This is a genomic window from Natrinema salifodinae (genome assembly GCF_900110455.1).
In the GTDB taxonomy this organism is placed as follows: Archaea; Halobacteriota; Halobacteria; order Halobacteriales; family Natrialbaceae; genus Natrinema; species Natrinema salifodinae.
Window position 1 is genome coordinate 225,753 of sequence record NZ_FOIS01000003.1, and the last position, 25,210, is coordinate 250,962.

Annotated in this window: 20 protein-coding genes; 8 read left to right on the forward strand and 12 right to left on the reverse strand. The window is 68.3% G+C overall.

Annotated elements, in window-relative coordinates:
• Positions 1 to 13: 13 nt before the first annotated feature.
• From BMY29_RS11190 to BMY29_RS11230, 9 genes are all read right to left on the reverse strand, one after another.
• A complete protein-coding gene (locus BMY29_RS11190) occupies positions 14 to 1,456 on the reverse strand; it encodes an oligosaccharide flippase family protein (RefSeq protein ID WP_049988759.1) in 1,443 nt (480 codons plus the stop codon).
• 88 nt (positions 1,457 to 1,544) lie between these two features.
• Positions 1,545 to 2,957, reverse strand: coding sequence for a sulfatase-like hydrolase/transferase (locus BMY29_RS11195; protein ID WP_049988760.1), 1,413 nt, complete (start codon positions 2,955 to 2,957; stop codon positions 1,545 to 1,547).
• A gap of 52 nt (positions 2,958 to 3,009) precedes the next feature.
• Complete coding sequence (locus tag BMY29_RS11200) at positions 3,010 to 4,020, reverse strand: polysaccharide pyruvyl transferase family protein (protein WP_049988761.1); 1,011 nt, start codon at positions 4,018 to 4,020, stop codon at positions 3,010 to 3,012.
• A gap of 96 nt (positions 4,021 to 4,116) precedes the next feature.
• Positions 4,117 to 5,031 carry an alkaline phosphatase family protein gene (locus tag BMY29_RS11205; protein ID WP_049988762.1) on the reverse strand — a complete coding sequence of 305 codons (915 nt, stop codon included), beginning with the start codon at positions 5,029 to 5,031 and terminating at the stop codon, positions 4,117 to 4,119.
• On the reverse strand, positions 5,028 to 6,137 hold the full coding sequence (locus tag BMY29_RS11210) for a sulfatase-like hydrolase/transferase (protein ID WP_049988763.1): 1,110 nt from the start codon (positions 6,135 to 6,137) through the stop codon (positions 5,028 to 5,030). Before BMY29_RS11210 ends, BMY29_RS11205 begins: the two co-directional genes overlap by 4 nt.
• A 34-nt stretch (positions 6,138 to 6,171) precedes the next feature.
• Positions 6,172 to 7,629 carry a sulfatase-like hydrolase/transferase gene (locus BMY29_RS11215; protein ID WP_049988764.1) on the reverse strand — a complete coding sequence of 486 codons (1,458 nt, stop codon included), beginning with the start codon at positions 7,627 to 7,629 and terminating at the stop codon, positions 6,172 to 6,174.
• Positions 7,626 to 8,720 (reverse strand): glycosyltransferase family 4 protein, encoded by a 1,095-nt coding sequence (locus BMY29_RS11220; RefSeq protein WP_049988765.1) that lies wholly within the window; start codon positions 8,718 to 8,720, stop codon positions 7,626 to 7,628. Before BMY29_RS11220 ends, BMY29_RS11215 begins: the two co-directional genes overlap by 4 nt.
• Entirely contained in the window at positions 8,717 to 10,018 is a 1,302-nt protein-coding gene (locus BMY29_RS11225; protein ID WP_206539043.1) for a glycosyltransferase, read from the reverse strand. The genes BMY29_RS11220 and BMY29_RS11225 overlap by 4 nt, the downstream gene beginning before the upstream one ends.
• On the reverse strand, positions 10,015 to 11,178 hold the full coding sequence (locus BMY29_RS11230; protein WP_049988766.1) for a glycosyltransferase: 1,164 nt from the start codon (positions 11,176 to 11,178) through the stop codon (positions 10,015 to 10,017). The genes BMY29_RS11225 and BMY29_RS11230 overlap by 4 nt, the downstream gene beginning before the upstream one ends.
• Before the next feature lie 279 nt (positions 11,179 to 11,457).
• On the opposite strand from BMY29_RS11230, the gene BMY29_RS11235 reads away from it, so the two are divergent.
• The 5 genes from BMY29_RS11235 (at position 11,458) to BMY29_RS11255 (ending at position 17,396) form a co-directional block, all read left to right on the forward strand.
• Positions 11,458 to 12,165: a DUF120 domain-containing protein gene (locus BMY29_RS11235; RefSeq protein WP_049988767.1), complete on the forward strand. Its 708-nt coding sequence runs from the start codon at positions 11,458 to 11,460 to the stop codon at positions 12,163 to 12,165.
• Positions 12,162 to 12,878, forward strand: a complete 717-nt coding sequence (gene ribB / locus BMY29_RS11240; protein WP_049988768.1) for a 3,4-dihydroxy-2-butanone-4-phosphate synthase — start codon at positions 12,162 to 12,164, stop codon at positions 12,876 to 12,878. Before BMY29_RS11235 ends, ribB begins: the two co-directional genes overlap by 4 nt.
• Before the next feature lie 192 nt (positions 12,879 to 13,070).
• Positions 13,071 to 14,252, forward strand: coding sequence for a YncE family protein (locus tag BMY29_RS11245; RefSeq protein WP_049988769.1), 1,182 nt, complete (start codon positions 13,071 to 13,073; stop codon positions 14,250 to 14,252).
• Positions 14,253 to 14,254: 2 nt separating this feature from the next.
• The gene (locus tag BMY29_RS11250; protein ID WP_049988923.1) at positions 14,255 to 16,348 is read left to right on the forward strand and encodes a copper resistance CopC/CopD family protein; all 2,094 of its coding nucleotides are present in this window, start codon (positions 14,255 to 14,257) and stop codon (positions 16,346 to 16,348) included.
• A 115-nt stretch (positions 16,349 to 16,463) separates the two neighbouring features.
• Positions 16,464 to 17,396, forward strand: coding sequence for a branched-chain amino acid transaminase (locus tag BMY29_RS11255; RefSeq protein ID WP_049988770.1), 933 nt, complete (start codon positions 16,464 to 16,466; stop codon positions 17,394 to 17,396).
• A gap of 293 nt (positions 17,397 to 17,689) precedes the next feature.
• Here BMY29_RS11255 and BMY29_RS11260 read toward each other — a convergent pair whose 3' ends face one another.
• Positions 17,690 to 18,388 (reverse strand): DUF502 domain-containing protein, encoded by a 699-nt coding sequence (locus BMY29_RS11260; RefSeq protein WP_049988771.1) that lies wholly within the window; start codon positions 18,386 to 18,388, stop codon positions 17,690 to 17,692.
• Positions 18,389 to 18,519: 131 nt separating this feature from the next.
• On the opposite strand from BMY29_RS11260, the gene BMY29_RS11265 reads away from it, so the two are divergent.
• Positions 18,520 to 19,896, forward strand: a complete 1,377-nt coding sequence (locus BMY29_RS11265) for an MFS transporter (protein WP_049988772.1) — start codon at positions 18,520 to 18,522, stop codon at positions 19,894 to 19,896.
• 27 nt (positions 19,897 to 19,923) lie between these two features.
• Here the strand turns inward: BMY29_RS11265 and BMY29_RS11270 are convergent, their stop codons facing one another.
• Positions 19,924 to 21,450 carry a stage II sporulation protein M gene (locus BMY29_RS11270; protein ID WP_049988773.1) on the reverse strand — a complete coding sequence of 509 codons (1,527 nt, stop codon included), beginning with the start codon at positions 21,448 to 21,450 and terminating at the stop codon, positions 19,924 to 19,926.
• A 175-nt stretch (positions 21,451 to 21,625) separates the two neighbouring features.
• Here BMY29_RS11270 and BMY29_RS11275 point away from each other — a divergent pair, with 175 nt between their 5' ends.
• Positions 21,626 to 22,810 carry an MBL fold metallo-hydrolase gene (locus tag BMY29_RS11275; protein ID WP_049988774.1) on the forward strand — a complete coding sequence of 395 codons (1,185 nt, stop codon included), beginning with the start codon at positions 21,626 to 21,628 and terminating at the stop codon, positions 22,808 to 22,810.
• Positions 22,811 to 22,835: 25 nt separating this feature from the next.
• Here BMY29_RS11275 and BMY29_RS11280 read toward each other — a convergent pair whose 3' ends face one another.
• Positions 22,836 to 23,180, reverse strand: coding sequence for a nuclear transport factor 2 family protein (locus tag BMY29_RS11280; RefSeq protein WP_049988775.1), 345 nt, complete (start codon positions 23,178 to 23,180; stop codon positions 22,836 to 22,838).
• 114 nt (positions 23,181 to 23,294) lie between these two features.
• Between BMY29_RS11280 and BMY29_RS11285 the strand changes: the two genes are divergently transcribed.
• Complete coding sequence (locus BMY29_RS11285; RefSeq protein WP_049988776.1) at positions 23,295 to 25,154, forward strand: Rieske (2Fe-2S) protein; 1,860 nt, start codon at positions 23,295 to 23,297, stop codon at positions 25,152 to 25,154.
• Positions 25,155 to 25,210 lie beyond the last annotated feature (56 nt).

Genomic DNA, 25,210 nt, shown 5'->3' on the forward strand with positions numbered 1-25,210 from the left:
GGACCCGGGAACGCTACAGATCGAGTCGCGAACTGTGGAGGACGCCCTTGATCGTGATCCGGAGTTTGCGACTGATCGCCGCCAGCGTGACGGCGTACACGACCGCACCCAGGACGACGATCGCGAGGAGGTGATACCACTGATCGACGGCGACGGCGCGTTCGACGGGCACGATCACGGCGAACATCACGGCACCGGCCGCGACCTGTTCGGCAAGCGTCCGCGGAAGCAGGACGACGGACGATAGCCGCCGTTTGACGACGGCGGCCGAGAGGACGTATCGGAGCGTCTCGGCGACGACCGTCGCGACCACGACGCCGATTGCCCCGTAGACGAGCGTCAGCGCCACGCCGAGCGCGATGTTGAGTGCCAGCGTCACCGCCGAGATGCGCGTGTTGACGTCCGGCCGATCGATCCCGTCGATCACGCTCGTGAGCACGCCGGCCTGGGTCTTCGCGACGTGATACAGCGCGAGTCCGACGAGAAGCGGCGCGGCGGCGGCGTAGTCGGGACCGAAGAACGTCACGACGAGTTGCTTCGGCATCGCGACGGCCCCGAAGAACATCGGGATCGCGACGACGCTCGTAAACGCCAACGTGTTCGAGACGTCCGTGCCGAGGTCGTCCCCCTTGCTGTGCCGGTGGCTCACCCGCGCCATCAGTCCGCTCGCGGCGGCCATCGTCACGAACGTCGCCGGAACCGTGAGTTTGAGCGCGACCTCGTAGTGGCCGGCAGCGGCGGGCGCCAACAGGTAGCCCAGCAGGATGATGTCGAACCGATCGTAGGCCTGGCTCAGCAGCGAGTTCGGAATGCTGAACCTGGCGTACGACCAGAGGCTCGCGACCGTCTCCCGTCCCGGAGAGACCGGCCGCACTCGGACGTAGTACCAGAGGATCGGCACCGTTAGGAACGTCGCCGCGGCCAGCCCGTAGGCCATGCCGGCGGCCCCGAACCCGAGCAGTATCAGGCCCAGCTGGAGCGGGAAGGTGAGCAGCGATCGCAGCGTGTCGGTCCACATCGAGGCCCCGACGCGCCCGCGGGCCTGCACCATCAGATCGAGCGGCTCGAAGAGCGTGACGGCGAACAGTAGGACGATGAACAACACCGGCGCCTCGGGAAGCCCCGTGTACGCGACGAGCCGGTCGGACGCCAGGATGGTCGTCGCGCAGACGATCGCCATCCAGACCAGCGTGAACAGCGCCTGGCTGCCGACCAGTTCGCCCGGCGTGGTTTCGGCTTCCGAAAACCGCTTCTTGACCGCGGTTCCCCACCCGTTGACCGCCCGATCGGCGATCTTCACCAGCGAAAAGAGGAGGTAGTACCCGCCGAATCCGGTCGGGCCGAGGACCCGCGCGAAGACGATCGTGCCGAGGAATCCGATCGCAGCCATCGTGAACTTCGCGGCCGTCGCCTTGAGCGTCTCGCCGCCGAGGCTGACCGACGTCGCGTCACTCATAGCTGATGGACAACGGGCACGCTAGAGCCGAATTTATCGGGTGGAGACCGCGTTCGGCCGGTCGCCGTCGGTCGCATCGAGCGCACGGTCACAGGTACCCCAGGTCCTCGAGCTGAGATTCCAGACCTGATAGATCCGTTTCGTCGAGGCCGTCCCGCGTTTCGAGGTCGGCGAGCAGCCGCTCGAGTTCCGACTCGAGGGTCGCCTGGTCGCAGTCGCCGAGCAGCCGGTCCTCGAAGATGCCCTCGAAGTAGTAGCAGCCGGCTGTCGCGATGCCGTACCGTTCGCGGTCGACGGGTGCGACGTCGTAGCCGTCGTCCTCGAGCGCGAGCGCTCGCCGCTTCGAGATCCCGTGGTACTCCAGCAGCGCGTTCGACCGCGGTTCCGGCGCGACGGGGTCGCCCGAGAGCAGCGGACGGAGCGATTCGCCGCGGCGGTGTTCCGACTGGATTTCCGCGAGGTCGAGCACCGTCGCGTGGACGTCGAGCAGGTTCGCGAGGGCGTCCCGCGTCGCTCGCTCCTCGCCGTCCGCGTTGGGGGTCCGGTCGTCGGCGTTCGGACCGGGCGCGGAGACGACGAGCGGGACGCGCGTCACCGGGGGGTGGAGACCGCCGCCGTGTTGCCAGGCGCCGTACTCTCCGAGCGCTTCGCCGTGGTCGGCGAGTGTCACGACGTAGTCGAACTCCTCGGCGAGTTCCCGGTAGATGTCCCGATAGATGTCCGAGAGGTACCGCACGGCGTCGTCGTACGCGGTCGCGATCCGATCCGGGTCGGCCGACGGCTCCCCGAGCGTCGCTTTCACGCTGTCGAAGTGCGGCGGCTCCTCGTCGGGATAGGTGCGGTACTCGTCCGGCGGGTCGTACGGCAAGTGCGCCTCCATGAGATTCGTGAAGAGGAACTCGGGATCGTCGTTCCACGACCGCTCTCGGACGTACTCCAGAAACTCCGCCGCACCGTCGTCGGGGTGGCGGCCCTTCAGTCCCATGTCCCGGAGTTTCATCAGGGCGCCTTGCCGCAGCGATTGGACCGTATCGCAGTCGCCGTCGACGCAGCGCCAGAGCGCACGGACGTACCGTTCCGGACCGTCCGATCGGTGGTCCGCGATGAACTCGTCCCAGTCGAAGACGTCCTCGCCGAGGCCGCGAAGCCGCCAGCCGCCGTCGAACTCGTCGAACCCGTGGTGCCAGCCCAACTGTTCGGAGATGTTGACGTTACAGCTGAACGCTCGCGTCCGATAGCCGCGATCCTGCAGCAGTTCGGGGAGGCGAGTGGCGTGCCGATCGAACGCTTGGGACGTGATCGTCACGCCGACCTCGCTCGCGTAGCGGCCGGTGAACAGCGAGGCGTGGGCCGGGGCCGTCCAGTGAGTCGTGCTCCACGCGTTCGTGAACTGCACGCCGGGCAACCAATCGAAGTGCTCGTCGAACGAATCCGCCCGAAGCGTATCGAGCACGATGAGGGCGATAGATGGCTCGTCTCCCATAGTCGCGGTTCCGATCATCGTACCATATCGCCGATAAAGAACCTAGTCCCGGCAATGGAACCGGGTGCGCTCACAGGACGGTCGCGACCCCCTCTTCGAGAGCCTCGACCTGCGCGTCCTTCTCCCGCTCGAGTTCGTCCATATCGAACGAGACCGGCTCGGCCGTGACGTCCCCGTCGATCGGGACCCGGTCGAACAGGTTCGCTCTGGGGGTGTCGAAGTAGAACTGGGCCCTGTTGCCGTAGGTCAGCGCGGGGAGGCAGGCGTGGATCCGGTCGGACCGCACCACGTCCGCGTTGGCGTAGAGGAAGAGGTAATCGGTCACGAGATCGGAGACGAAGACGTTCTCCGTCTCGAACAGCGGCGTCTCGAGGCCGGCCAGTTCCCTCGCCCGTTCGCCGACCGGGAAGTGGTACGGTTCGTCGAAGGGCGCGTGATCGGGCCTGATGACCGTCGACGCGCCGTCGATATCGGGTTCCTCGAGTTTGTCGAACGTGTGGACGTCGAACGCCTGGTTCGCGTCCGGCGGCCGATGCCGGTCGCCGAGGAATAGCGAACAGTCGATGCCGTCGTACCTGTATTCGACGAGATCGCCGTACTCCTCGTAGGCGGTCCGGTCCCGCGTGAGCAGGACCTCGATATCCAGCGCGTCGAACACGGTCTCCACGTACTTCCGTTCGTCCTGATCGTACTCTTCGCCGCCCCCGCCGACGATAACGATCGGCACGCCCCGCTCCCTGAGTTCCCGGAGCGTATCGTAGTACTTGCGGAAGGTCGGCCTGGAGAGCACGCATCCCGGGAGGACGGCTAGGTCAGCATCGATCAGCTCGCTGACGTTCACCGCGTTCCGGCGGATCGGGTGGGTCGGCGACTCGTAGTCGGAGCGATCGAACCCCGTCATCCGAGCGAGCTTCCGGGTTCCGCCCCACAGCGCCGCGGTGTCCGACGCGTGGTTGGGATAACCCCCCGTTTCGACGATCTCCGCGTCGGGAAACGCCCGTTCGAGCATCGCTCTTGCCCCGTAATCGATGAATCCGTTCCCGATGTTCGTCGTCCACGTTCGCAGAAGCAGGATTCGCATCGTGGTTCTCTCCGCCGGAATCGGGTATAATTATGCGGTGGATACACCCCGTTCCCGTCTCGGTCCGTCGGCGACGACCCGTCCGCCCGCCGCGCCTCAGTCGAGATAGCCGAGTTCGCGCAGGCGGTCGGTCGGCATGTCGATCCCCTCGTCGGTTCCGGTCGCGGTCGCGGAGCCTTTCGCACGTTCCTCGACCCACGCCCGCACGTCGTAGACCGACTCCGGGCAGGTCTCCGCCGTGGAACTCGCGTACGCGCGCCAGGAGTGACTCGCCGGCTTCTCGCCGTCGTCCGGCGGGTAGAACGCGGTCCGCATGCCGTGATCGCTGACGACGAGGAGGTCGTCGTCCTCGCCGAGGGCGTCGGCGACCTCCTCGACGAACCCCCCGACGCGGCCGTAGGCCCGACGCAACGCGGCCTCGTCGTCGGCGTAGGCGTGGCCCGCCGCGTCCAGCGTGTGGACGTGGACGCCAGCGATCGAGACGGGGTGTTCGAGCATCTCGCGCGCCCAGCCGAACTGCTGGGCGCAGAGCCCGAACAGTTCGCGCTCGAACTCGCTGCGGGACATCCCCTCCGCCACGGCGTTCATCAGGTCCCAGGCCCGCTGGAGCGGCTCGCCGTCGTGGACGCCTGGCCAGTTGTGGACGACCGCGTCGTCGGCGTCGAACATCGACTCTCGGTCCGTCTCGCCGATCCGCTCGCGCGTGCCGGTCCGCGACCGAACCAGTTTGCCGAGCGTCCCCCGAGTCGACTCGTCGAGGTGCCCGGTGACGGTCGACGCGAGGTCGAGCGCGGGGTTTTCCCACTCGCTCGTTCCGCCGCCGGTGATCCCGTGCTCGGCCGGTTCGAGCCCGGTCGCGACGGTCGCCCAGACCTCTGGCGTGTACGGGACGTCCTGCGTGTTCGCGAACGTCTCGATCTCCCCGCCCGACCCGAGGCGGACGGCGTCGAGATCGAAGTAGTCGACCAGTCCGGCGTCGAGCGCGTCCAGCGCCAGTACGACGACCGTCATGCGTAACCGAGATCCTCCAGATCTTCCTGCAGCGCGTCTTCCTTGACGACGTAGGCGGGGTCGAACCGTTCGCGCTCCCGCTCGAGGGCGGGATCGTCGACAGGCTCGCCGTCGTCGAGTCGGTACGTGCCGTCGTCCGTCGCGATGTGTTCAGCGGTCATCGCAGCCTTTCGATCCCCGTAGGCGGCGAAGGCGGTGTCGCGATCGAACGTGCCGCTGCCGTGTTCGGCGCCCGTCAGGATCGTCGGGACGTCGACCAGCGAGACGACCTCCCCGACCTCGGGGGCGTTCCGCGTGCCGAACGGGACGTTCAGCAGTTCGGGGCGCATCTCTCCCGGGTGGCCCCACAGCCCGTCCTCGCCGAGCAGTTCGCCGTGATCGCCGCAGCAGACGACGCGGGTCTCGTCGGGGATCGACGCCCACAGGGACTCGAGGGCCGCGTCGAGTTCGGCGACCTCCCGCCGGTAGAGGTCCCGAACGAGGGCTTCGTCCTCCGCCGAGCCGCGGTCCGAGAGCACGCGACGGGTGATCCGCTGTGCCGTCGCCCGGTCGACGTCCGCGCCGTCGGGATCGTACGGGTGGTGGGGCTCCATGAAGTGCAGCCAGGCGAACCACTCGTCGCGACCGGCGACCTCGTCTAAGAACTGGTCGACGACGGCGTCCGCGGGTCGGAACGACTTCTCAGTCTCGTCGACGTAGCTCCGAAGCTGCTGATAGCGGTTGTAGCCCCAACTGGCGATCTTGTACGGGAGCGACCCGCGCTCGAGCAGGATCGCGCCCTTGTCCTTCAGCGACTCGCCGCCGCCTTTCGGTGACGTGAACGAGTCGAACCCGGTCGCGTAGCCGTACTCCTGAGAGAGCAGGTGATTCGTCGTGATACCGACGCAGTGGACGTCGAACTCGTTCGCGACACTAGCCTCCGTCTCGAGGCCATTTCCGGCCGGGTACTCCCCGCCGATGATCGCCGGGAAGCTGCCGGGCGTCGCGGTGCTCGTGGCGAACGCGGCGTCGTGGGTGTCGTCCAGGAACTCCCGGGTTCGGGGCATGTACTGGACGTGATCGGTTCTGAGCGAATCGATCGTGACTAGCAGGGTCGTCTCTGTCATGCGTGGGTATTCACCGTCCGAATCGAATTCGTGCTCATAGGTATCCCAGATCCTCCAGTCGCGCGCGACTCGCCTGGTCGACCTCCGCGGCGTCGGTCCGCTCGCCGTCGGTGATCCAGTCGCCGAAGGCGGATTCGAAGACGCCGTCCGGGACCGTCTCGTCCGGTCGTTCGACCTGTTTCGACGGCGGCCCGGAGACGTCGTACACCGCCTCGGTGCCGAGCTGGTCGCGGTAGTACTTCCGCTCGCCCTCGTAGACGACCCGCTGTCCTCGGTCCCAGTACGACTCGTCCCCGCCCTCCGGGATGCCGGAGCCGGAGCCGACGATCTCGGCGCGAGCGCGCTCGCGCTCGAACGAGAACGGATCGAACGGGTCCTCGTTCGCGAGCGACCGGATCACGTCGCCGAGGTCGGCGTGGGAACTGAGCCCGTCGACGTCGACGGGACGGGCGGCGCCGTCGGCGCCCGTGTCGTCGACCGCGAGCTCGAGGGCGCGGTCGCCGGTGGTGACGACGTCGAACGGGACGTGCAACAGCCCCTCCGAGAGGCTGCTCATGTGGTTCATGAGGTGGCCGTCCGATTCGTAGCCGAGGTTCTCGCCGTGATCGGCCGTGACGATCAGGATCGACTCGCGGTCATCGCGCTCTAACGCGGTCACCAGGTCGGCGACGATCCGATCGAGGTACTCCACCGTCGCGGCGTACAGCCGGCGGACGCGCTCGACGTCCGGACCGAACTCGCCGAGGCCGTCCGCGACGTTCACGTCCGAGTCCCGGAACGAACTCGAGTGGAAGTCGGCCGAAACGCCGTGAATCGAGTCATCCAACCCGCGGAACGGGGTGTGGGGCCCGTGAGCGTCCATGAAGTTGGCGAAAGCCAGCACCGGGCCGTCGCGCTCGGTGATCTCCCGCTCGAGGGACCGAGCGATCGCCCGCCCGCCGAAATCGGTCGGTTTCTCGATCGGCAGTTTCCGACTCACGTCGTCCAGTTTGAGCAGGACACCGTTGCACAGCGATCGCAGCGGATGCTCGTGGTCTAGCGCCTGGCGGACGAAATCGGCGTAAGCCCCCATTCCCTCGGTCGACCGGTCGGAAATGTGCCGTTGGACGTCCATCCCAGCCGGCAGTCTGCGACTCGGTGAGACGGGGATCGTCCGATCGAAGAACCGGTCGAATCCGAAGACGGGGCTCGCGTAGATGTTCGCCGTGACGCAAACCGACTCGTACCCCTGGCGCGCGAGTGGCGCGATCCAGGTGTCCTCGACGTCGATCGGATCGAACCGGCGCTGGTGGGCGTGCACGCCCGTTTCCGACGGGACCGACCCCGTCAGCAGTCCGGCGTGACTCGGGACGCTCCAGCCGCCGAGCGCTCGCATCCCCTCGAAGCGGACGGCGGCCCGCTCCCGCAGCCCGGTCGCGTACCGATCGTAGACGTCTTTCCTGACGGTGTCGAGACAGACGACGACGACGTTCGGTCGGTCGGCTCCGGTCATGCGTACTCCTCGAGCGCGGCGCTGAAGCGGTCTCCCTGGTTCGACTCGGTCAGGTCGGCGACGAGGCGTCGCTGCTCGCTCGCGGTGGCCCGCCGCTCGTCCGGCGACCGCTCGGAGACATCTCGCAAGCCCTCGAACAGCCCCCGCTCGGTCGGCGGAACGACCTGCCGAGCGGGCAGCAGCTCCCGCACGCCGGTCGCTTCGGTGACCAGCGTCGGCGTTCCCGAGAGGATCCCCTCGAGCGCGGCGACGGGGAACGCGTCGCCCCGCGACGACTGGACGTAGACGCTCGCGCGACCGAACCAGTCGGCGAAGGCGTCCAGGTCGACGAACCCGGGCGTGACGACGTGGGGGCGGTCCGCGTAGGCCCGCTCGTCGTGTCCCTCGCCGAGGACGGCCAGGCGCATGTCGGCCTCGACGGTGCCGGCGAACCGCTCGACCGCTCGGGCCAGGCGGTCGTATCCGTTCGCCGGTTTGGCCTCGCCCGCCGAGAGGACGGTAAACGGATCGGCGGGCGAGCGCGGCGAGAGCGACGCGAGCCGGTCGTACTTGTCGTCGGCGATCGGCGGCCGGACGTACGCGACCGGGACGTCGCCGACGTACGGCCGCGCCCAGCGGTAGACGTCGCGGCCGACCGCGATCACGCCGTCGAGCAACCGATTCGCGAGCGGCTTGAGTCCGCGCCAGAGGTGCCGCGTCGGGCGCTCGGGCAGCGTGTAGAACGTCTCGTCGGCGGCGAGATAGACGAGGGTCGTTCCCGGCCGGCGCAGTTTGTACGCGAGACCGGTCTGGAGCGGCGCGGTTCCTTCCGCGATGACGGTGTCGTACGACGGGAGCGTCCCGGCGATCCGGAGCCGATCGACGATTCGCTCCGTGTTCCCGCCCGGTGCGGGCGGTCGCGCGCCGGTCTCGAAGTGGCGACGGTCGGCGTCCACGGCGTCGGCGAAGACCCGGTGTGCGGGGTGTGCATCGTCGTTTTGGTAGAGGAAACACCGGTTGCTCGGCTCCGCTCCCCGCGGTCCCGACGCCTGGTCTTCTCGCCGCTCCCTCGATTCACCGCTCCGGTCGCGAGCGGTCGTACTCGCCGTCACCGATCGGTCACCCCTTCGGCGCGCTCTTCGCCGCGCCCCGCGCTGCGCCGCTGGTCGGCGTCTCGAGGGTCGTCTGCGCGTTCCGATTCCGACTCCCGCTCCGTTTCTACCGCCGGTTCCGGTTCCGTTGCGGCGGCTCCGGCTCCGGCGGCCGCGGTCTCCGCGACGACCCGACGGAGCCCCGCCGCGAAGCGGTCGTACTCGTACCGGCGCGCTTCCTCGCGGATCTCGACCGGATCGAAGTCGTCGGGGTCGAACCGGCGGACCGCCCGGCGGAGCGACTCGACGGTCGGCTCGAAGACGAGTCCCGTCCGGTCGCCCTTGACCTGATAGCGAGTGAACCCCTCGTTCACGCCGAGCAGGGGTTTGCCGGCCATCATGGTCTCGGCCCCGACGAGTCCGAAGTCCTCCTGCTTCGGCGCGTAGACGACCGCGGTGGCCCGCGCGACCAGCGATTCGATGTCCTCGACGTAGCCCCGCACCTCGATGTTGTCGTAGTTCGCCGCGAAGGCCTCGAGCCGGTCGCGCTGCTCGCCGTCGCCGGCGATCACGAGTCGCTCGTCGAGCCCCGCGAAGGCCTTCGCGATCAGGTCGATCCGCTTCTCGGGGGCGAGCCGGGACCAGGTGAGGAAGTAGCCGTCGTCGCCCTCGTTGCGCCAGTCGCCGGTGACCGGCGGGTAGACCACCGCGGCGTCGCGGTCGTAGAACCGCCGGATCCGATCCCGAACGAGTTCGCTGTTCGCGACGAACCGATCGACGTAGTCGTTGGCCTCCTTGTCCAGCGCTCGCCAGGCCTTCGCGTAGGCCTTGAGCCCGGTCTCGACGAACGGGCGGTCGAACGCGGAGAGCCGGTCCCGGTAGAGGTCGTACAGCCACCGCGGCGGGCTGTGGGGGTAGTGAACGATTCGCTGGCCGACGTCGGGGACGTAGTACTTCGACAGCGGCGCGCTCTCGAGGATCACGTCGTACTCGGCGAGGTCCTCGTGGGCGTCGGTCATGTCGAGCGCGACGTTGAGCGTCTCGAGGGGGTTCATCCCCTCGTTTTTCCACTCGAGAAAGGGCCGCCACGGCAGCGACGTGTACTTCGCCTGCTCGAAGGGGATCACCTCGACGTCGTCGGGGAGTTCCGTTCCCTCGGCGACGTAGGTCGTGTAGATCGGCGCGTCGAGCACCCGCGCGGCTTCGATGGCGAACTCCTCGCCGCCGCCGATGCCGGGAAACCGGTCGTGGAGGATCGCGACGTCGACGGGGACGGGGACGTCCGCGGCGGCGTCGGGGTCGGTCTCGCCGTCGGTCACTGTAACACCTCCCGCAGCTCTCGGTCGGGCGACCAGGTGCCGTCGTGGGCTTCGTCGTCGTCCTCGGCGCGGGCCCGGAGGAGGGAGACGCTCGCGCGCAGCAGCGAGATCTGGGTGTCGAACAGCGAGTAGAGCGGCTGGATCGGGCCGAGCGCGTCGCGGGAGCCGAGCGCCGTGAACCCGAGGATACCGGCCGGGACCGCGAGTCCGAACGGTCCCGCGACGGCCAGCGAGCCGACCGTCGCCAGCGCGAGCGAGCCGGCGACGAGCCACGGCGAGACGACCATGAACCACCAGTTGAACGGCAACACGACGCGGCCGTAGGCCCCGTGGCGGCCGAGCGCGTCGCGCTGGCGCCACAGCAGCCGAAGCAGCCCCATCGCCCGTCGATCCTTCTGCTCGCGGCGCTTCCCGAACTCGGAGTGGGCCGCCTCCTTGTAGTGAATTTCCGGATCGAAGACGACCCGGCCGCCGTTCCGGCGGATCTTCAGGGCGAGTTCGGTGTCGTCGGCCAGCGAGTCCTCGTCGATCGAGACGATGGCGTCGCGTTCGAACGCCGAGAACGGCCCGTGGAAGATCAGCGTCGAGTCGAGGTGCGATTCGAGCACCTGGATCATCGTCTGGAGGTCGCGGTAGCCCCGCTCGACCTCGCTGTCGCCGATAACCTCGGCGTTGCGGCCGGTCACCGCCGCAACGTCGGGATCGGCCAGGTTCGCGGCGGCCGTACGCACGGCGTCGGCCGCGATCCGGGAGTCGCAGTCGGTCTTGACGACGATCTCGTTGGCCGCGGCGGCGTAGGCCTCGTTCAGCGCGGTCGCCAGGCCCTCGCGTTCTTCCTTCCGGACGAGCGTCAGGTCGGGCGCCGGCCGGCCCGCGAAGAAGGTCTCGACCAGGTCGGCCGTCCCGTCGTCGCTCGAGTCGACGACGACGATCTCGACCTTCTCCATCGGGTAGTCGAGTCCGACGAGTTCCTCGAGTTTCGACTCGACGATCGCAGCTTCGTTGTACGTCGGCAAGACGATGCTCACCGACGGCTCTCGCGGCTGTGCATCGGCGGGCGTGCCGGACGGCCGCCGGAGATAGTACACCCCCAAGTAGAGCAGGTACGGGAGGCCCGTCAGTGCCACCAGGCCGAACAGGGCCTCGACGAGACGTTTCATGCAGATACGCCTTAACGCTCAACAGTCCGCGTCAAAACCCGACGGCTTGCATTGTGCAAGGACGGACAGTCGGGCGCATCACGAATTCAGGGAACCGTGAACGCCGCCCGCTTGTCCATGTACGCGTCGTTCGCGGGACGGCCGTTCGCCGGATCGGTGGCTTTTTGCGTCGCGCTCGGAACCTCCGAGTACGCGATAAACGCTCGTGAACTACGTCACGGTTTCGTTACGCATCCCACATTCGATATGCTTTTAGGCGGCTACGGTCTACCGGCACGTATGTCAGTGCTAACGGAGTCCGCCGTCGGGCACGACGAACTCGCCGTGCTCAAACTCCTCGCGCTCGAGGGTGGGCTCGAGGGTGACGTCAAGATCTCCTGTTCTCACCTCGCGGACCGCCTCGACGCGTCGAACCAGACCGCCTCTCGTCGGCTCCAGCGCCTCGAGAGCGCCGACCTACTCGAGCGCGATACGGTCAGCGACGGGCAGTGGGTCAAGATCACCGAGACGGGCGAACGGACGCTCCACGCCGAGTACGAGGACTACCGTCGCATCTTCGAGACGGAGTCGCAGATCGAACTCGACGGCACCGTCACCAGCGGCATGGGCGAGGGACGCCACTACATCTCCCTCCCCGGCTACCAGCGTCAGTTCGAGGACCGACTCGGGTACGAACCATTCCCCGGGACGCTCAACGTCGACCTCCGCGAGGACAGCATCCGCCGGCGCAGCGCCATGTCCTCGCTCGAGCCCGTTCCAATCGACGGCTGGGAGACCGACGAGCGGACCTACGGCCCCGCCGTCTGCTCCCCCGCGACGATCGAGACCGCCGACGGCGAGACCTACGAGACCGCCCACACCATCGCCCCCGAACGCACCCACCACGACGAGGACCAACTCGAGGTCATCGCGCCGGACAAACTCCGGGAGGAACTCGACCTCGAGGACGGCGACCACGTCACCGTCTCGGTGGGTGATCGGGAATGACGGGCCACCGCGCCGGCGCGCGGTCGGGCGCGAGCACGGACGACGGCGCGAACGCCGGCGCACCGAGCGCGAACGCGTTCGATCACGCCCTGGAATCGCTCCGGAACGGCGAACCCGTCCTCGTCCACGACGCGGCCGACCGCGAGGGCGAGACGGACCTGATCTACCACGCCGACGCCGTCACGCCCGACGCCGTCGCCAGGCTGCGCAACGACGCGGGCGGCCTGGTCTGTGTCGCGCTCGGCTACGAGATCGCGGAGGTGTTCGACTTGCCCTTCTACTCGGACGCGGTCGACCACCCCGCGACGAGCGATCACGAACTCGGCTACGACGACCGCTCGTCGTTCTCGCTGACGGTCAACCACCGGGACACCTACACCGGGATCACCGACGAGGACCGGTCGACGACCATCCGGTCGCTCGGCGAGGTCGCGGCCGATCCCGACGGCGCAGACTTCGCCGCGGAGTTTCGCGTCCCCGGTCACGTCCACCTGCTCAAGGGCGCGCCGGACCTGCTCGCCCAGCGCGAGGGCCACACCGAACTCGGCCTGGCCCTCGCCGACGTCGCGGACCTGGCGCCCGCCGTCGTCGTCTGTGAGATGCTCGACGACCAGACCGGCGAGGCGCTCTCGCCGGCCGACGCCCGCGCCTACGCGGAGCGCCACGACTTCGCCTACCTCGAGGGCCGCGAGATTCTCGAGCGCCTCGGATAGGACGCGTTCGGTCGACTCCTGACGGCCGCGAGAAGACGGCGAATCCGCTCGTTTTCGTTCGATTGTCACACCATCCTCGGTCGGTCGACCGACCGACAGACCGGCACGTTGAGGGACGATTTCGACGTTCGTACCATAATTTCGACGGTCGCACCAGAATAGAAAATAGGCCGCGGCGGATGGGTACCGCACATGGCGCACTCCATCGACCGACGACGATTCGTACAGGTGGTCAGCGGCGGTCTCGCGATCGGTGCCGCGGGCTGTCTCGGTGGCGATGACGACGACGAAAGCGGCGACGAGAACGACGGTGATGGGGCCGGCGAGGGAAGCGCCGGCCTGGCCTACGCGTTCGGACCGAACGCGATCTCGCTTATCGATCCCGCCGCGGGAGAGGTCGTCGACGAGATCGCGGACGGCGTCGACGGCTACGAGTACGGCGACGCGGTGGTGACGAACGACGGAAGCCAGCTTTTCGTCATCGAAGAGACGCTCAGCCAGGTGCTCGTCATCGACCTCGAGACGCGCGAGATCGCCGCCGAGGTCGGAATGGGGCCCGACGGCACCCACATGTACCACCCGACCGACGACGAGATGTGGGCTCATTCCGACGCGGAAGGGACCTTCTACGTCATCGATACCGAGTCCCACGAGGTCGTCGAGACCGTGGAGGCGGGCCTCGACGGAGAAGGACACGGGAAACTCCTCTCCCACGAGGACTTCGGCGACGTGGGGTACGCGACCAACGTCAACGATCCCGCGCTCCACGTCATCGACCTCGAGTCGTACGAGCGAACCGACTCGATCGAACTCGGCGAGGACGGCGGCACTCACTACAAGGCGTACAGTCCGTCGAACGGCTTCGCGTACGTCGAGTACGGCGACGTCACCGCCGTCGTCGACACCGAGACCGACGAGGTCGTCGACGAACTCGACGTCGTCGGCGGCATGTACCTCACGCCGGACGAGGAGCGAATGGCGATCATCGATCACGGCGAGCTCCACCTGTTCGACGTGACCGGCGACGAGACGGCGGAAGTCGGTTCCGTCGCGATCGAGGGCGGTCCCGACGACCTCGAGTACTACGAGGCCGACGACGGGCTCTACGGCTTCACGGCGAACACGATGGACTCCCAGACGGCCGTCGTCGACATGGACGCCCTCGAGGAAGTCGACCGGATCGAGGCCGGCGACATCGAGCGCCCGGAGGGCGCCCAGCACCTCCACCGGTCGGCCGTCTCCGGAGACGGCTACTTCTTCACGCCCGCGGACGCCGAGGGCTCCGTCGCGGTGATCGACATGGCCGACCGGGAACTGATCGACCAGGTCGCGATCGAAGACGGCGTCGGCGCCGTCGCCTACATCCCCGAGTGACCATGCCACCGGGTGAATCGCTCGAGCGGACGCCTGGCGACCGATCGCACCGTTCCCGCCCCCGTCGAGCGTGGCTCCTCGTCGGTCTCGTTGTCGCTGTCGTCGTCCTCCCGGGTATCGCTGCGCCGGTCGCGGCCCACGCGTACCTGAGCGATTCCGACCCGTCGAACGGGGACCAGGTCGCGTCCGTTCCCGACGAGGTGACGCTGACGTTCGGCGGGGACGGCGTTCAGACCGCCGACGTCGCGGTGACCGGGCCCGACGGCGAGGACGTCAGCGGCGACGCCGCGGTCGACGCCGACGACTCGCGGATCGTTCGCGTCCCGCTCGCGGACGCGGCCGACGGCGAGGACGCCGACGGAATGTACACCGTTCGGTGGTCCATCCTCGCCGATGACGGCCACGAGACCAGCGGCTCGTTCGTCTTCAGCGTCGGCGACGAACCGCTCGACCGGGACGCCGTCCTCGCGGCCTACGAGACCGACGGCGAGGAGACGGACGAGTCGGTTCCGCCCGTCGAAATCGCCGCGAAGGGGCTGCTATTGGTTGCGCTCGTCGGACTCGTCGGCGGTCCGGTAACGGCCGCGGTCGCCGTCTACCCGGTCGCCGCCCGATTCGACTCGTCGGGTCGGACCGTCGATCGCCGCCTCATCCGAGCGTTCGCCGCCGCGGGCGGACTGCTGCTCGTCTCGGTGCTCGCGCTCGGACTCAGCCGGGCCGCGTCGGTCGGCCCACCGTCGGTCGAGACGATCGTCGAATTCGCCGGAACGGCGCTCGGGCGCGCCTGGCTGCTCCAACTCGCGCTCGCAACAATCCTCCTGGTCGTCCTCGCCCTCGCCGCGGCGGGGTCGCTCTCCCGCCGCGTCTGGCTTCCCGGAACGGCCGTCGGCGCGACCTACGTCGGTGCGACCGTCAGCTGGACGAGCCACTCCGCGACGGCGATCGATCGGCTGCAAGGGACGGCCGTCGACTTCGCCCACATCGGCGGCGCGGGGCTGTGGGTCGGCGGCCTGGTCGTCCTCGCGCTCGTCGTCCCGCCGGTGCTCCGGGAGACGGCCCCCGCCGATCGGGCGGCGCTCGCCGCCGGAACGATCCGCCGCTACTCCCTGCTCGCACTCGGCGGCGTGACGCTGGCGGCGGCGACCGGATTCCTCCTGGCGGCGTGGCACGTGCCGACCGTCGAGTCGCTCAGTGCGAATCGCTACGGCGTCGTCCTCTCCGCGAAATTCCTGCTGGTCCTGCTGGCGCTCGGCCTCGGTGGACTCACTCGATTCGGTCTTCTCCGCCGGCTCGAGCCCGGCGCGGACGGCGATCGGGGCAGGTTCGCCGAGCGATTGTTCGGCGGTCGCTCCGAGGCCGATTCCGAGATGCGGGTGCGAGAGGACGGCGGCCAGGCGGACGCGGCCGCCGGGACGATCACCGCGTTCACTCGCGCCGTCCGCTTCGAAGTCGCCGTGCTCGTCCTCGTCGTGCTCCTCTCGGGGGTGCTCACCTCCGTCCCGACGGCCGCCGTCGGCGGCGAGGACGACGGCCTCGAGAGCGCGACGATCGAACGCGAGGGCGACGTCGGTGTCGAGTTGACGGCGATTCCCGCCGAGCACGATGGCGACGGCGGCGACTCCGACGAGCAACTCCTCGTGCAGGCGGGTGAGCCGATCGTCTTCGAGGCCGCCTTCCGAGCGGGCGGCGAACCGCTGGAATCGGAGCGGACCGTCCGCCTGCTCGCCGACGGCCCCGACGGCGATCGGTTCGAGGTCGAACTCGAGGAGACCGACGACGGAACCTACGCGACCGTTCAAACGCTGCCGGCGGACGGCGCCTGGCGGCTGCGAATCACCGGCGAACCGGACAGCCGGTACGTCGACGAGTGGGTCGACGTGCACGCGCTATCGGACGCCGACGCACAGGGTCACGACCACGAGCGCGGTGACGACGAAGCGAACGAACGCGACGACCAGGGAGAGAGCGGTGACGGTGACGACGCGGGCGACTCGCTGTTTACCGCCGGACTGCGGGTCGTCGCGCTCGCGATCGGACTCGTCGGCACCGTAGCTGTCGCGGTCGAGGCGGTCCGCTTCCGCGGACGCGCCGACTGACGACAGTTACGGTCGGGTCGCGAATTGAATTCGACGGCACGGCGCCGTCGCCGAGCGCGATTTTCGATCCCGAAACCGCGAACACTTAGTAGAGTGGCTTGCAACACACACGATCATGGGATTCGACGAGATGGACGTCGACACGATCTGGATGGACGGTGAGTACGTGGATTGGGACGACGCGCAGATCCACGTGCTCACGCACGGCCTCCACTACGGGAGCGGGGTCTTCGAGGGCGCACGCTGTTACGAGACCGAGAAGGGCCCCGCCATCTTCCGCTGGGAGGAACACCTCGAACGGCTCTTCCAGTCCGCGAAGCCGTACGACATGGACATCGACCACACGAAGGCAGAGCTCACCGAGGCAACGAAGGAACTCATCCGTCGCCAGGACCTCACCTCGTGTTACATCCGGCCGGTCGCCTTCTACGGCTACAACTCCCTGGGCGTCAGCCCCAAGGACTGCCCCACCCGTACCGCCATCGCCGTCTGGCCGTGGGGCGCGTACCTCGGCGAGGACGCCCTCGAAAACGGGATCGACGTGATGGTCTCCTCGTGGCGGAAACACGCCTCGAGCCAGATTCCGACCAACGCCAAGACCAACGGTCTCTACGTCAACAGCATGCTCGCCGGCGAGGAGGCCCGCCGCAACGGCTACGCCGAGGCCATCGTCCTCAACAAGGAGGGCAACGTCGCCGAAGGCCCCGGCGAGAACGTCTTCCTGGTGCGCGACGGCGAGATCTACACGCCCGGCCTCTCGGAGTCGATCCTCGACGGGATCACCCGCGACACCGTGATCGAACTGGCGGAGGACCTGGGCTATACGGTCCACGACAACGTCTCGATCTCGCGGGGCGAACTCAACACGGCCGACGAACTGTTCTTCACCGGCTCCGCGGCCGAGGTCACGCCCATCCGGAAGGTCGACAACGTCGTCATCGGCGACGGCTCCCGCGGCCCCGTCACAGAGGAGCTCCAGCAGCGGTTCTTCGAGGTCGTCGAGCGCCGGACCGACGAGTACGACGAGTGGTTCGAATACCTCGAGTGACGTAATCGGCGCTCGGTCGACCGTCGAACGGAGTCCCGATCTCTTCTCTCCGGTTTCCGTTCTCGGCTCGAAGAGCGCCGCGAGGAGGCGAGCGGCGCTCGATCGAGGGAGGGAAGGCCACCGATTCCGGCCGCGAGCGAAGGCGGCGGCCGAGCGAGCGGGCGACGATCAACGTCGAGAGCGCGAAGCGCTCGAAACGAAGGGTGAAGCGTTTTTGATCGGCACTTTGCCGAGGGACATCGCGCTGTGCGGCGCAGCCGCCAGGCGGTAGATCGCAGGTGAAATGTCGGCGGTCAGTCGTCGTCCGCGCCGCTCGGTCCGCTCGTCTTCGCCTCGTCGACGACGTCGATCGAGACGCCGGCGTCCATGCCGCGGCGATTTGCGTCGCCGAATCCGGCGCTCAGGATGCGGGTCAGCGCGTCCTCGACGTCCTCGTCGAGTTCGGTGATCCGATCCGATTTGACCTCGATGACGTACCCGGTGGTGATGTTCGGCGACGTCGGCAGGAAGAGCACTTCGCGACCGTCGTCGGTCACTTTCCCCGTCTTGAACGCCGTCATCCGGAGCCCCTCCCAGGTCTCGATCTTGACCGGTTTCTGGAGCGACTCCTGCTCGCCGAAGGCCGTCTCGGCGGCCATCTTCGACGCGTTGTAGACGACCCGGATCACCGGGACGCGGTTCGCGACGTTGTCGACCAGGCGTTCGACCAGGCCGCCGACGGTCGTCCGCATCAGGTAGCCAACCGAGAACGTGAGAATGATGAAGACGGTCAGCGCGACGACCACCCGGAGGAACTGGGCGAGTTGCTCGCGCGTCTGGACGGCCTGGTCGCTCGTCCCGGTAATGAACGGTTCGAGCGCCTCCTCCTGAAGAATGAGACCGGGAGTCAGGCCGGCGACGAGCCCGTAGAGCCAATAGATAGCGTAGAGCGTGACGAGGATGGGTCCCAGGACGACGAGCCCGCTCGCAAAATCCCGCTTCCACGAAGCCATTGTCCTGAACTCACACTACGAGTTAATGAGCCCTTCCCTTTGTCGTATCAGTCCGCAGGCCACAGCGAGGCCCAGAAGGTTCGACGACCGATGAACCAAATTTCAAACCGGAGTGGTTCGTACCGTCGCCCATGAGCCTCGAGCGGGAGCAGGCCGAAGAGGAGGTCGATCCGTGGGACGCGTTTCGGCAGTTCTTCGCGCTCGAGCGCGACGTCCTCGTCCTCTCGGCGGCGATGTTCGCCTTCAGCCTCGGGTTTCAGATGACGAACCGGTACATGGCCGAGTACATGTCGGCCCTGGGGGCGTCGGCGTTCGTCGTCGGCCTGTTCGGGACGGTCGGAAACGTCATCAGCGCCGTTTACCCATATCCAGGCGGGGCGATCTCGGACCGGATCGGCTCGCGGTACGCCCTGACCGCCTTCGGTCTCTGCTCGACGCTCGGCTTCGGGATCTGGTTGCTCGCGCCCGCGGTCGCGGACGCGACGGCCGGTTCGTCATCGCCGGCGATTCTCGCGATCTTCGTCGGCCTGGTGCTCGCCCAGGCCTGGAAGTCCTTCGGACTCGGGGCGACCTTCGCGATCGTCAAGCAGTCGGTGCCGTCCTCGAAGCTAGCCGCCGGCTTCGCGAGCACCGAAACGTTCCGCCGGACGGCCTTCCTCGTCGGCCCCCTGTTCGCCGCCGCGCTGTTCTATCCGTTCGGGTCGACCGACGGCGAGATCGTCACCGCCTTCCAGCTGATTTTGCTCGTCGCCGTCGCGTTCGGCGCTGTCGGGACGGTCGTCCAACATATCCTCTACCGGCCCGACGCGGACGACATCGGCAAGGAGTTCGAAGGCGTCTCGCAACTGTTCACCGATCTCCGAGAGATGCCCGCCGAGCTCCGGCCCCTGCTCGTCGGGGACACGCTCGTTCGCTTCGCCAACGGGATGGTCTACGTCTTCTTCGTCCTCGTCGTCACGCGCTTCCTCGAGGTCGGGCTCTCGCTGTCCCTGCCGGCGGTCGGCGCGGTCGAGCTCTCACCGCAGTCGTACTTCGGGATCCTGCTGGGAATCGAGATGCTGGTCGCCCTCCTGACGATGATCCCGGTCGCCAAGGCCGCCGAGCACATCGGGCTCAAGCCCGTGGTCGCGCTCGGATTCGCGGTCTACGCGATCTTCCCGATCCTGCTGATCAACGCGCCCGACGACGCCGCCGTTCTCGCCCTCCTCTTTGCCTTCTCCGGACTCCGATTCGCGGGCCTGCCCGCCCACAAGGCCCTGATCGTCGGCCCGGCCGAACGGGGCGCCGGCGGCCGGGTGACCGGCGCCTACTACCTCCTGCGGAACCTGATCGTCATCCCGAGCGCGGCGCTGGGCGGCCTGCTCTGGGGCGGCTTCGCGAATCCGCTGACCGGCGACCAGGCGTTCGCCGGCGATCCGACGGTCGCCTTTACGATCGCGACGGCGATCGGGCTCGTCGGCACCGCCTACTTCCTCGTCTTCGGCGAGGGGTTCGACGCCTACCAGTAGCGACGTCGATCTCTCCGATTCGGCCGATCAGACGAAGGGGCGGTAGTAATACGGGCTGACGAACCCCTCGATGACCGCGGCGACCGCCAGCAGGAGTCCGATTCCGATCAGGACCCAGAACGCCCGTTCGAGGGCGTCCGCCAGGTCCGGGCGACCGGCGCGACCGCGCCACGTCCGCCAGGCAACCCGGCCCACGGAGATCCCGAGCGCGGTCGCGATCAGGATCGCCGGAATCTCGAGGAGTCCGTGGGGGACGACGAAGGCAGCGAGCTCCGTCGGTGCGACCTCGAGGCGGGCGATGACGCCCATGGAGACGCCGTTGAAAAGCAGCGAGACGATCGCGGGGAGCGCGAGCGCGACGCCGCCGTAGGCCGTCGTGAACGCGACCAGCCAGTTGTTGCCGAACAGTTCGATCGCGGCCGCCGGCGGGAAGTGACCCTCGAGGCGGGCCGCGATCGACGTCTCGAACGTCCCGGCGACGGGCTCGGCGGCCAGCCAGCCGGCACCGAATCCGAGGACGGCCAGGCCGACGACGAGCGCGTGCGTTCCCGGTCGCGCTCGGACGAACGCGGTCAGTTCGGTCCAGCCGCGGCGGAGCCCCGTTCGGAGCTGCTCGCGAACCGAGCGAGTCGGCGGCTCCGGCGGGGACAGGCGGTTTCGATGACCGCAGTACAGCGCCGTCTTCAGCAGATCCAGAATCGGAAACAGGACGAGCGACGTGAGCAGCGAACCGAGGGCGACTACGTCGACGAGCGAGAGCAAGCCGCTGATCGTCGAGAGGGCGATGATCGATCCGACTGCGAGGACGCAGTAGAAGGCCGCGCCGACCGGCTGCGCGCGCACGAACCCGGCGGCGCGTCGCAGCGAGCCGAAGACGCCCGCGTCGTCGACGACGACCGCGACCGGGGCGAACGCGAACAGCGCGCGGACGACGGCGAGGACGGCGATCGTGACGGGGATCGCCAGTAGGACGACGGGGGCGGCGAGCACCGCGGACTGGGTCGCAAGCGAGGCCGCGCCGGCGAACAGCGCCGTTCCGACGCCGACGGTGCCGAGGACGACCGCCCAACAGAGGAATTCGAGGACGAACAGGCCGAGGAACCGCGGCCAGTAGCGGCGGGCTCCTGCGAGCCCAGCGACGAGTCCGCGGTTGTTTCGCAGCCGGCCGTAGCAGGCCGCGAGCTGGCCCGCGGCGACGACGGCGGAGCCGAGGACGAAGAGGACGAGACTCGCGACGACCGTCACGCCCGCGAGGGCGACCAGCGACGGCGTGAGCAACTGCTCGACGACCGGCTCGAGGCCGCTGGCCCACGCCTCGAACGCCTCGGGGTCGGCGTTCGGATCCGGCGGCGAGTCGAGATCGGCCAGGTGCGTCCGGATCGCCGCGAGCCGGCCGGTCGTCGCGAGCGAGAGGTACGCGACGGCGACCGCGAGAAACGGGACGACGCGGACGACCGCTGTGAGCGCGACGCCGAGCAGGTACATCGGCAGGATATCGGACGGGCGACGACGCAGGACGGCGACGACGGCGGCGACGAAATCTGACAGCGCCATGACCGTCCTTTGCCCGCGTCTCAGTTAAATGAACCCTCTCGACGCGCGGAACGTGCAGCGGTCGGTCGTTGCGCCGCCACGGGCGCAAGCGGTCTCGGGTAGCCGACGCGCTCCCGGTGCGACCGTGGCGAATGATGCGTCGGCGTTTACGTCGGTCGCGGTCGTAGGCGTGCGTATGGTCACCACGATCTCGCCCGAGCGGCTCGCGGAACTGCAGGACGAGGCCGGGGCCCAGAGTGAGAACGGGGACGAAAGTGGAGATGCGGACTACGTCCTCCTCGACACCAGGCCCGAAGACAGCTACGCGGCCTGGCACATCGCGGACGCGGTCCACTTCCCGTTCGGTCCCGAGGAGGACCTGGACGGCCGCCTCGACGACCTCCGGGACACCGTCGGGGACGCCGAGCGCGTGATCACCGTCTGCGCGAAGGGCATCTCGTCGGGGAACCTGGCGAGCCGCCTCGAGTCGGCGACCGACGAGTACGACGTCGCGACCGTCGAGGGCGGCATGAAGGGGTGGAGCGGCGTCTATGATCACGCCAAAATCGACGTCGGCGCCGGCGACGACCTGACGATCGTTCAGGTCCAGCGGCGCGCGAAGGGCTGTCTGGGCTACGTCGTCGGCTGCGCGGCTACCGGCGAGGCCGTCGTCGTCGATCCGACTGCCGACGTCGACGAGTACAAAATCGCGGCCGAGGAGGTGGACCTCGAGATCACGGGCGTGATCGATACGCACGTCCACGCCGACCACGTCTCGGGCGGTCGCGACCTCGCGGACGACCTCGACGTGCCCTACTACCTCGGTGCGCGGGCCGCCGAACGCGGCGTCGACCTGGAATACACGCCCCTCGAGCGAAACGAGGTGCTCGAAGTCGGCGACCGCGAGCTCAAGGCCGTGTTCGCGCCTGGCCACACCAGCGAGATGATCACCCTGCTAGTCGACGACCGGGCGCTATTGACCGCCGACACGCTCCACGTCGACTCCACGGGCCGGACTGAACTCGAGTTCAGCGAGGATGCGGGGGAGAAAGGCGCCGAACTGCTCTACGAGACGCTCCACCGGACGATCCTGGCCGAACCCGAGGACGTCGTCGTGCTTCCGGGCCACGTGACCGTCACCGCCGACGGGGCGTTCGCACACGGCGCGCCAGGCGAGCCGATCGAGACGACGATCCGCGACGCGCGGACGGGGATCGACCTGCTCGGCCTCGAAGAAGACGAGTTCGTCGAGCGGATGGCGGACGCCGGAGAGAAGCCGTCGAACTACGAGGAGATCATCGATCTGAACCGCGGCGCGACGTCCGAGCCGCCCGAGGAGCGAACGGAACTCGAACTCGGGCCGAACAACTGTTCGGCCTGAGCCGCGGCGAGAGGGCGCGTCGCCGTCACCGCGAGTAGGTCTCGAGACGGGCGAGTCGGCCGTCCGCGAGGTCGAAGAAGTCGGCGAATTCGAAGAGTACCGTTCCGTCACCGTCGTCTCGCTCTCCCGCTTCAACCACGCGACCGCGGGCCGCGGCGCGGTCGTCCCCGGCGATCACGTCCTCGAGTTCGTGGCGCGTGTCGGGGTTCGGCCGCTCCTCGCGCATGAACCGGACGAACGACTCGCGGTCCTCGAACGTGCGATCGGGACGATGCTGGACGAACTCGGGTGCGAGAACCGCTTCGAGTGCGTCGTAGTCGTGCTCGTCGAGCGCGTCGTAGTAGCGTCGGACGAGGGCGGCCGCATCCATACCCGACGTTTCGTCGCGAACGCCAAAAGCGTGCCACTCCGGCTGACTTCTCAGCCTCGTTACAGTATTTGACTTCAGCGAACGCTTACGCACCTGTGTGGTGATATCACACGCATGGCAACGGCAGACGAATTTCAGGCGGCCGTACCGCTGGACGACTTGCGAGAGACGACCCGCGAACTGGTGACCGTCGACGGCACGGCGATCGCGCTGTTCTACCACGAGGACGAGATTCGCGCGGTCGACAATCGCTGTCCGCACATGGGGTTTCCCCTCAGCGAGGGCAGCGTCGAGGACGGCATCCTTACCTGTCACTGGCACCACGCGCGGTTCGAACTCTCCTGCGGCGATACGTTCGATCCCTGGGCCGACGACGTCCGGACGTATCCGACCGAAATCCGGGACGGCACCGTCTACGTGAACCCGAATCCGCCCCGCGAGTTGCCGCCCGACGAGCACTGGGCGAATCGCTTGGAGACCGGTCTCGAGGAAAACCTCCGACTCGTCGTCGCGAAATCGACGATCGGTCTGTTGGACGCCGGCGTCGACTATCGCGAACCGATGGCGACCGCCCTCGAGTTCGGAACCCGCTACCGGGACTCGGGTTGGGGACCCGGCCTGACGATCCTGGGCTGCCTGGCGAACGTGATCGACGACCTCGACCCGGCGGACCGGAAGCGGGCGCTGTACACCGGCGTTCGTCACGTCGCAGACGACTGCGCCGACCAGCCGCCGAACTTCGACCAGCCGTCGTTCTCGACCGACGAGGTCGCGTTCGATCGGCTGAAGGCCTGGTTCCGAAACTGCATCGAGGTGCGCGACGCCGACGGCGCCGAGCGGTGCCTCCGAACCGCCGTCGCGACGGGCCGGTCCGAGTCCGAGGTCGCCGAACTGCTCTTCGCCGCCGCGACCGACCACCCCTACCTCTCGACCGGGCACGTGCTCGATTTCGCCAACACGGCCTTCGAGAGCCTCGAGCACGTCGGCTGGGAGCACGCCGGCGAGACGCTGGCGAGCCTGATCGAACCGCTCGCGACCGCCGACCGCAGCGACGAGCGGTCCTCGTGGCGCCAGCCAGTCGACCTGGTCGCGCTGCTCGAGGACGCCTACGGCGGCGACGTGACGGTGACGAGCAGGCTGGAAGCACTCGCGAGCGAGGGAGGCGAGGGTGCTGGACGGGACTGGTCGCCGCCCGCCGAGTTCCAGGACACGCTGCTGTCGGATGACCCCGAAGCCGTCGTCGACGCGCTCGCGACCGCCGTCGACAACGGAGCGTCGACCGAGGACCTTGCGGCCGAGGTCGCGCACGCGGCCGCGACTCGCGTCGCGCAGTTCGGGACCGCCAACGAGTTCGGCGACTGGAACACCGTCCACCACACGTTCACGTACGCGAACGCGGTCCACCAGAGCGCGCGGCGGACGGACGCGGTCGAACTCTACCGCGGCGTTTTCGACGCCGCCCTCTCCGTCTACCTCGATCGGTTCCTCAACACGCCGCCCGCGCCCGTTCCCGCCCCCGGCGACAACGAGACCGGCCGCGATCCCGCGGCGATCCGCGAGGAACTGCTGGCGACCTTCGACGTCGAAGGCGAGGTGAACGAGGCCGGCCGCCTGGTCGCCGAGCACTTCGACTGCGGCGGTGATCCCGACGAATTGAAGCGGACGCTCGGCCATGGATTGCTGCGCGAGGACGCCGGCTTCCACACGCTCCAGAACCTCGAGGCGGCGTTCCGGCAGTTCGATCTCGCCGACGAGCGAGCCGAGCAAGCGGTAACGCGCGACGGGCGGGCGTCGGAACGGGGGGACCGCGCGGACGAGTCCGCGGCTGCGATCGATCTCGAGCGGCGCCGTCGCGTGCCGTTGATCGCGACGGCCCGCTACCTGGCCGCCCACTTTCCGACGCGGCGCCAGGCGGAGCAGACGTTCTCGATCGCCGCGCGGCTCAACCGCGGCGAGACGATCCACGACGAGTAGCGGCGGTGCGGTGTCTCGGCCTCGGCCGGCGACATGACGTCGACCAGCGACGTGGC

Bases quoted from the DNA above. Each gene is read 5' to 3' on its own strand.
- BMY29_RS11215 (WP_049988764.1), bottom strand. From the start codon at position 7,629: ATGACCGGAGCCGACCGACCGAACGTCGTCGTCGTCTGTCTCGACACC.
- BMY29_RS11280 (WP_049988775.1), bottom strand. From the start codon at position 23,180: ATGGATGCGGCCGCCCTCGTCCGACGCTACTACGACGCGCTCGACGAG.
- BMY29_RS11205 (WP_049988762.1), bottom strand. From the start codon at position 5,031: ATGACGGTCGTCGTACTGGCGCTGGACGCGCTCGACGCCGGACTGGTC.
- BMY29_RS11260 (WP_049988771.1), bottom strand. From the start codon at position 18,388: ATGGCTTCGTGGAAGCGGGATTTTGCGAGCGGGCTCGTCGTCCTGGGA.
- BMY29_RS11200 (WP_049988761.1), bottom strand. From the start codon at position 4,020: ATGCGAATCCTGCTTCTGCGAACGTGGACGACGAACATCGGGAACGGA.
- BMY29_RS11255 (WP_049988770.1), top strand. From the start codon at position 16,464: ATGGGATTCGACGAGATGGACGTCGACACGATCTGGATGGACGGTGAG.
- BMY29_RS11285 (WP_049988776.1), top strand. From the start codon at position 23,295: ATGGCAACGGCAGACGAATTTCAGGCGGCCGTACCGCTGGACGACTTG.
- BMY29_RS11275 (WP_049988774.1), top strand. From the start codon at position 21,626: ATGGTCACCACGATCTCGCCCGAGCGGCTCGCGGAACTGCAGGACGAG.
- BMY29_RS11235 (WP_049988767.1), top strand. From the start codon at position 11,458: ATGTCAGTGCTAACGGAGTCCGCCGTCGGGCACGACGAACTCGCCGTG.
- BMY29_RS11265 (WP_049988772.1), top strand. From the start codon at position 18,520: ATGAGCCTCGAGCGGGAGCAGGCCGAAGAGGAGGTCGATCCGTGGGAC.
- BMY29_RS11230 (WP_049988766.1), bottom strand. From the start codon at position 11,178: ATGAAACGTCTCGTCGAGGCCCTGTTCGGCCTGGTGGCACTGACGGGC.
- BMY29_RS11190 (WP_049988759.1), bottom strand. From the start codon at position 1,456: ATGAGTGACGCGACGTCGGTCAGCCTCGGCGGCGAGACGCTCAAGGCG.
- ribB (WP_049988768.1), top strand. From the start codon at position 12,162: ATGACGGGCCACCGCGCCGGCGCGCGGTCGGGCGCGAGCACGGACGAC.
- BMY29_RS11270 (WP_049988773.1), bottom strand. From the start codon at position 21,450: ATGGCGCTGTCAGATTTCGTCGCCGCCGTCGTCGCCGTCCTGCGTCGT.
- BMY29_RS11245 (WP_049988769.1), top strand. From the start codon at position 13,071: ATGGCGCACTCCATCGACCGACGACGATTCGTACAGGTGGTCAGCGGC.
- BMY29_RS11195 (WP_049988760.1), bottom strand. From the start codon at position 2,957: ATGATCGGAACCGCGACTATGGGAGACGAGCCATCTATCGCCCTCATC.
- BMY29_RS11250 (WP_049988923.1), top strand. From the start codon at position 14,255: ATGCCACCGGGTGAATCGCTCGAGCGGACGCCTGGCGACCGATCGCAC.
- BMY29_RS11210 (WP_049988763.1), bottom strand. From the start codon at position 6,137: ATGACAGAGACGACCCTGCTAGTCACGATCGATTCGCTCAGAACCGAT.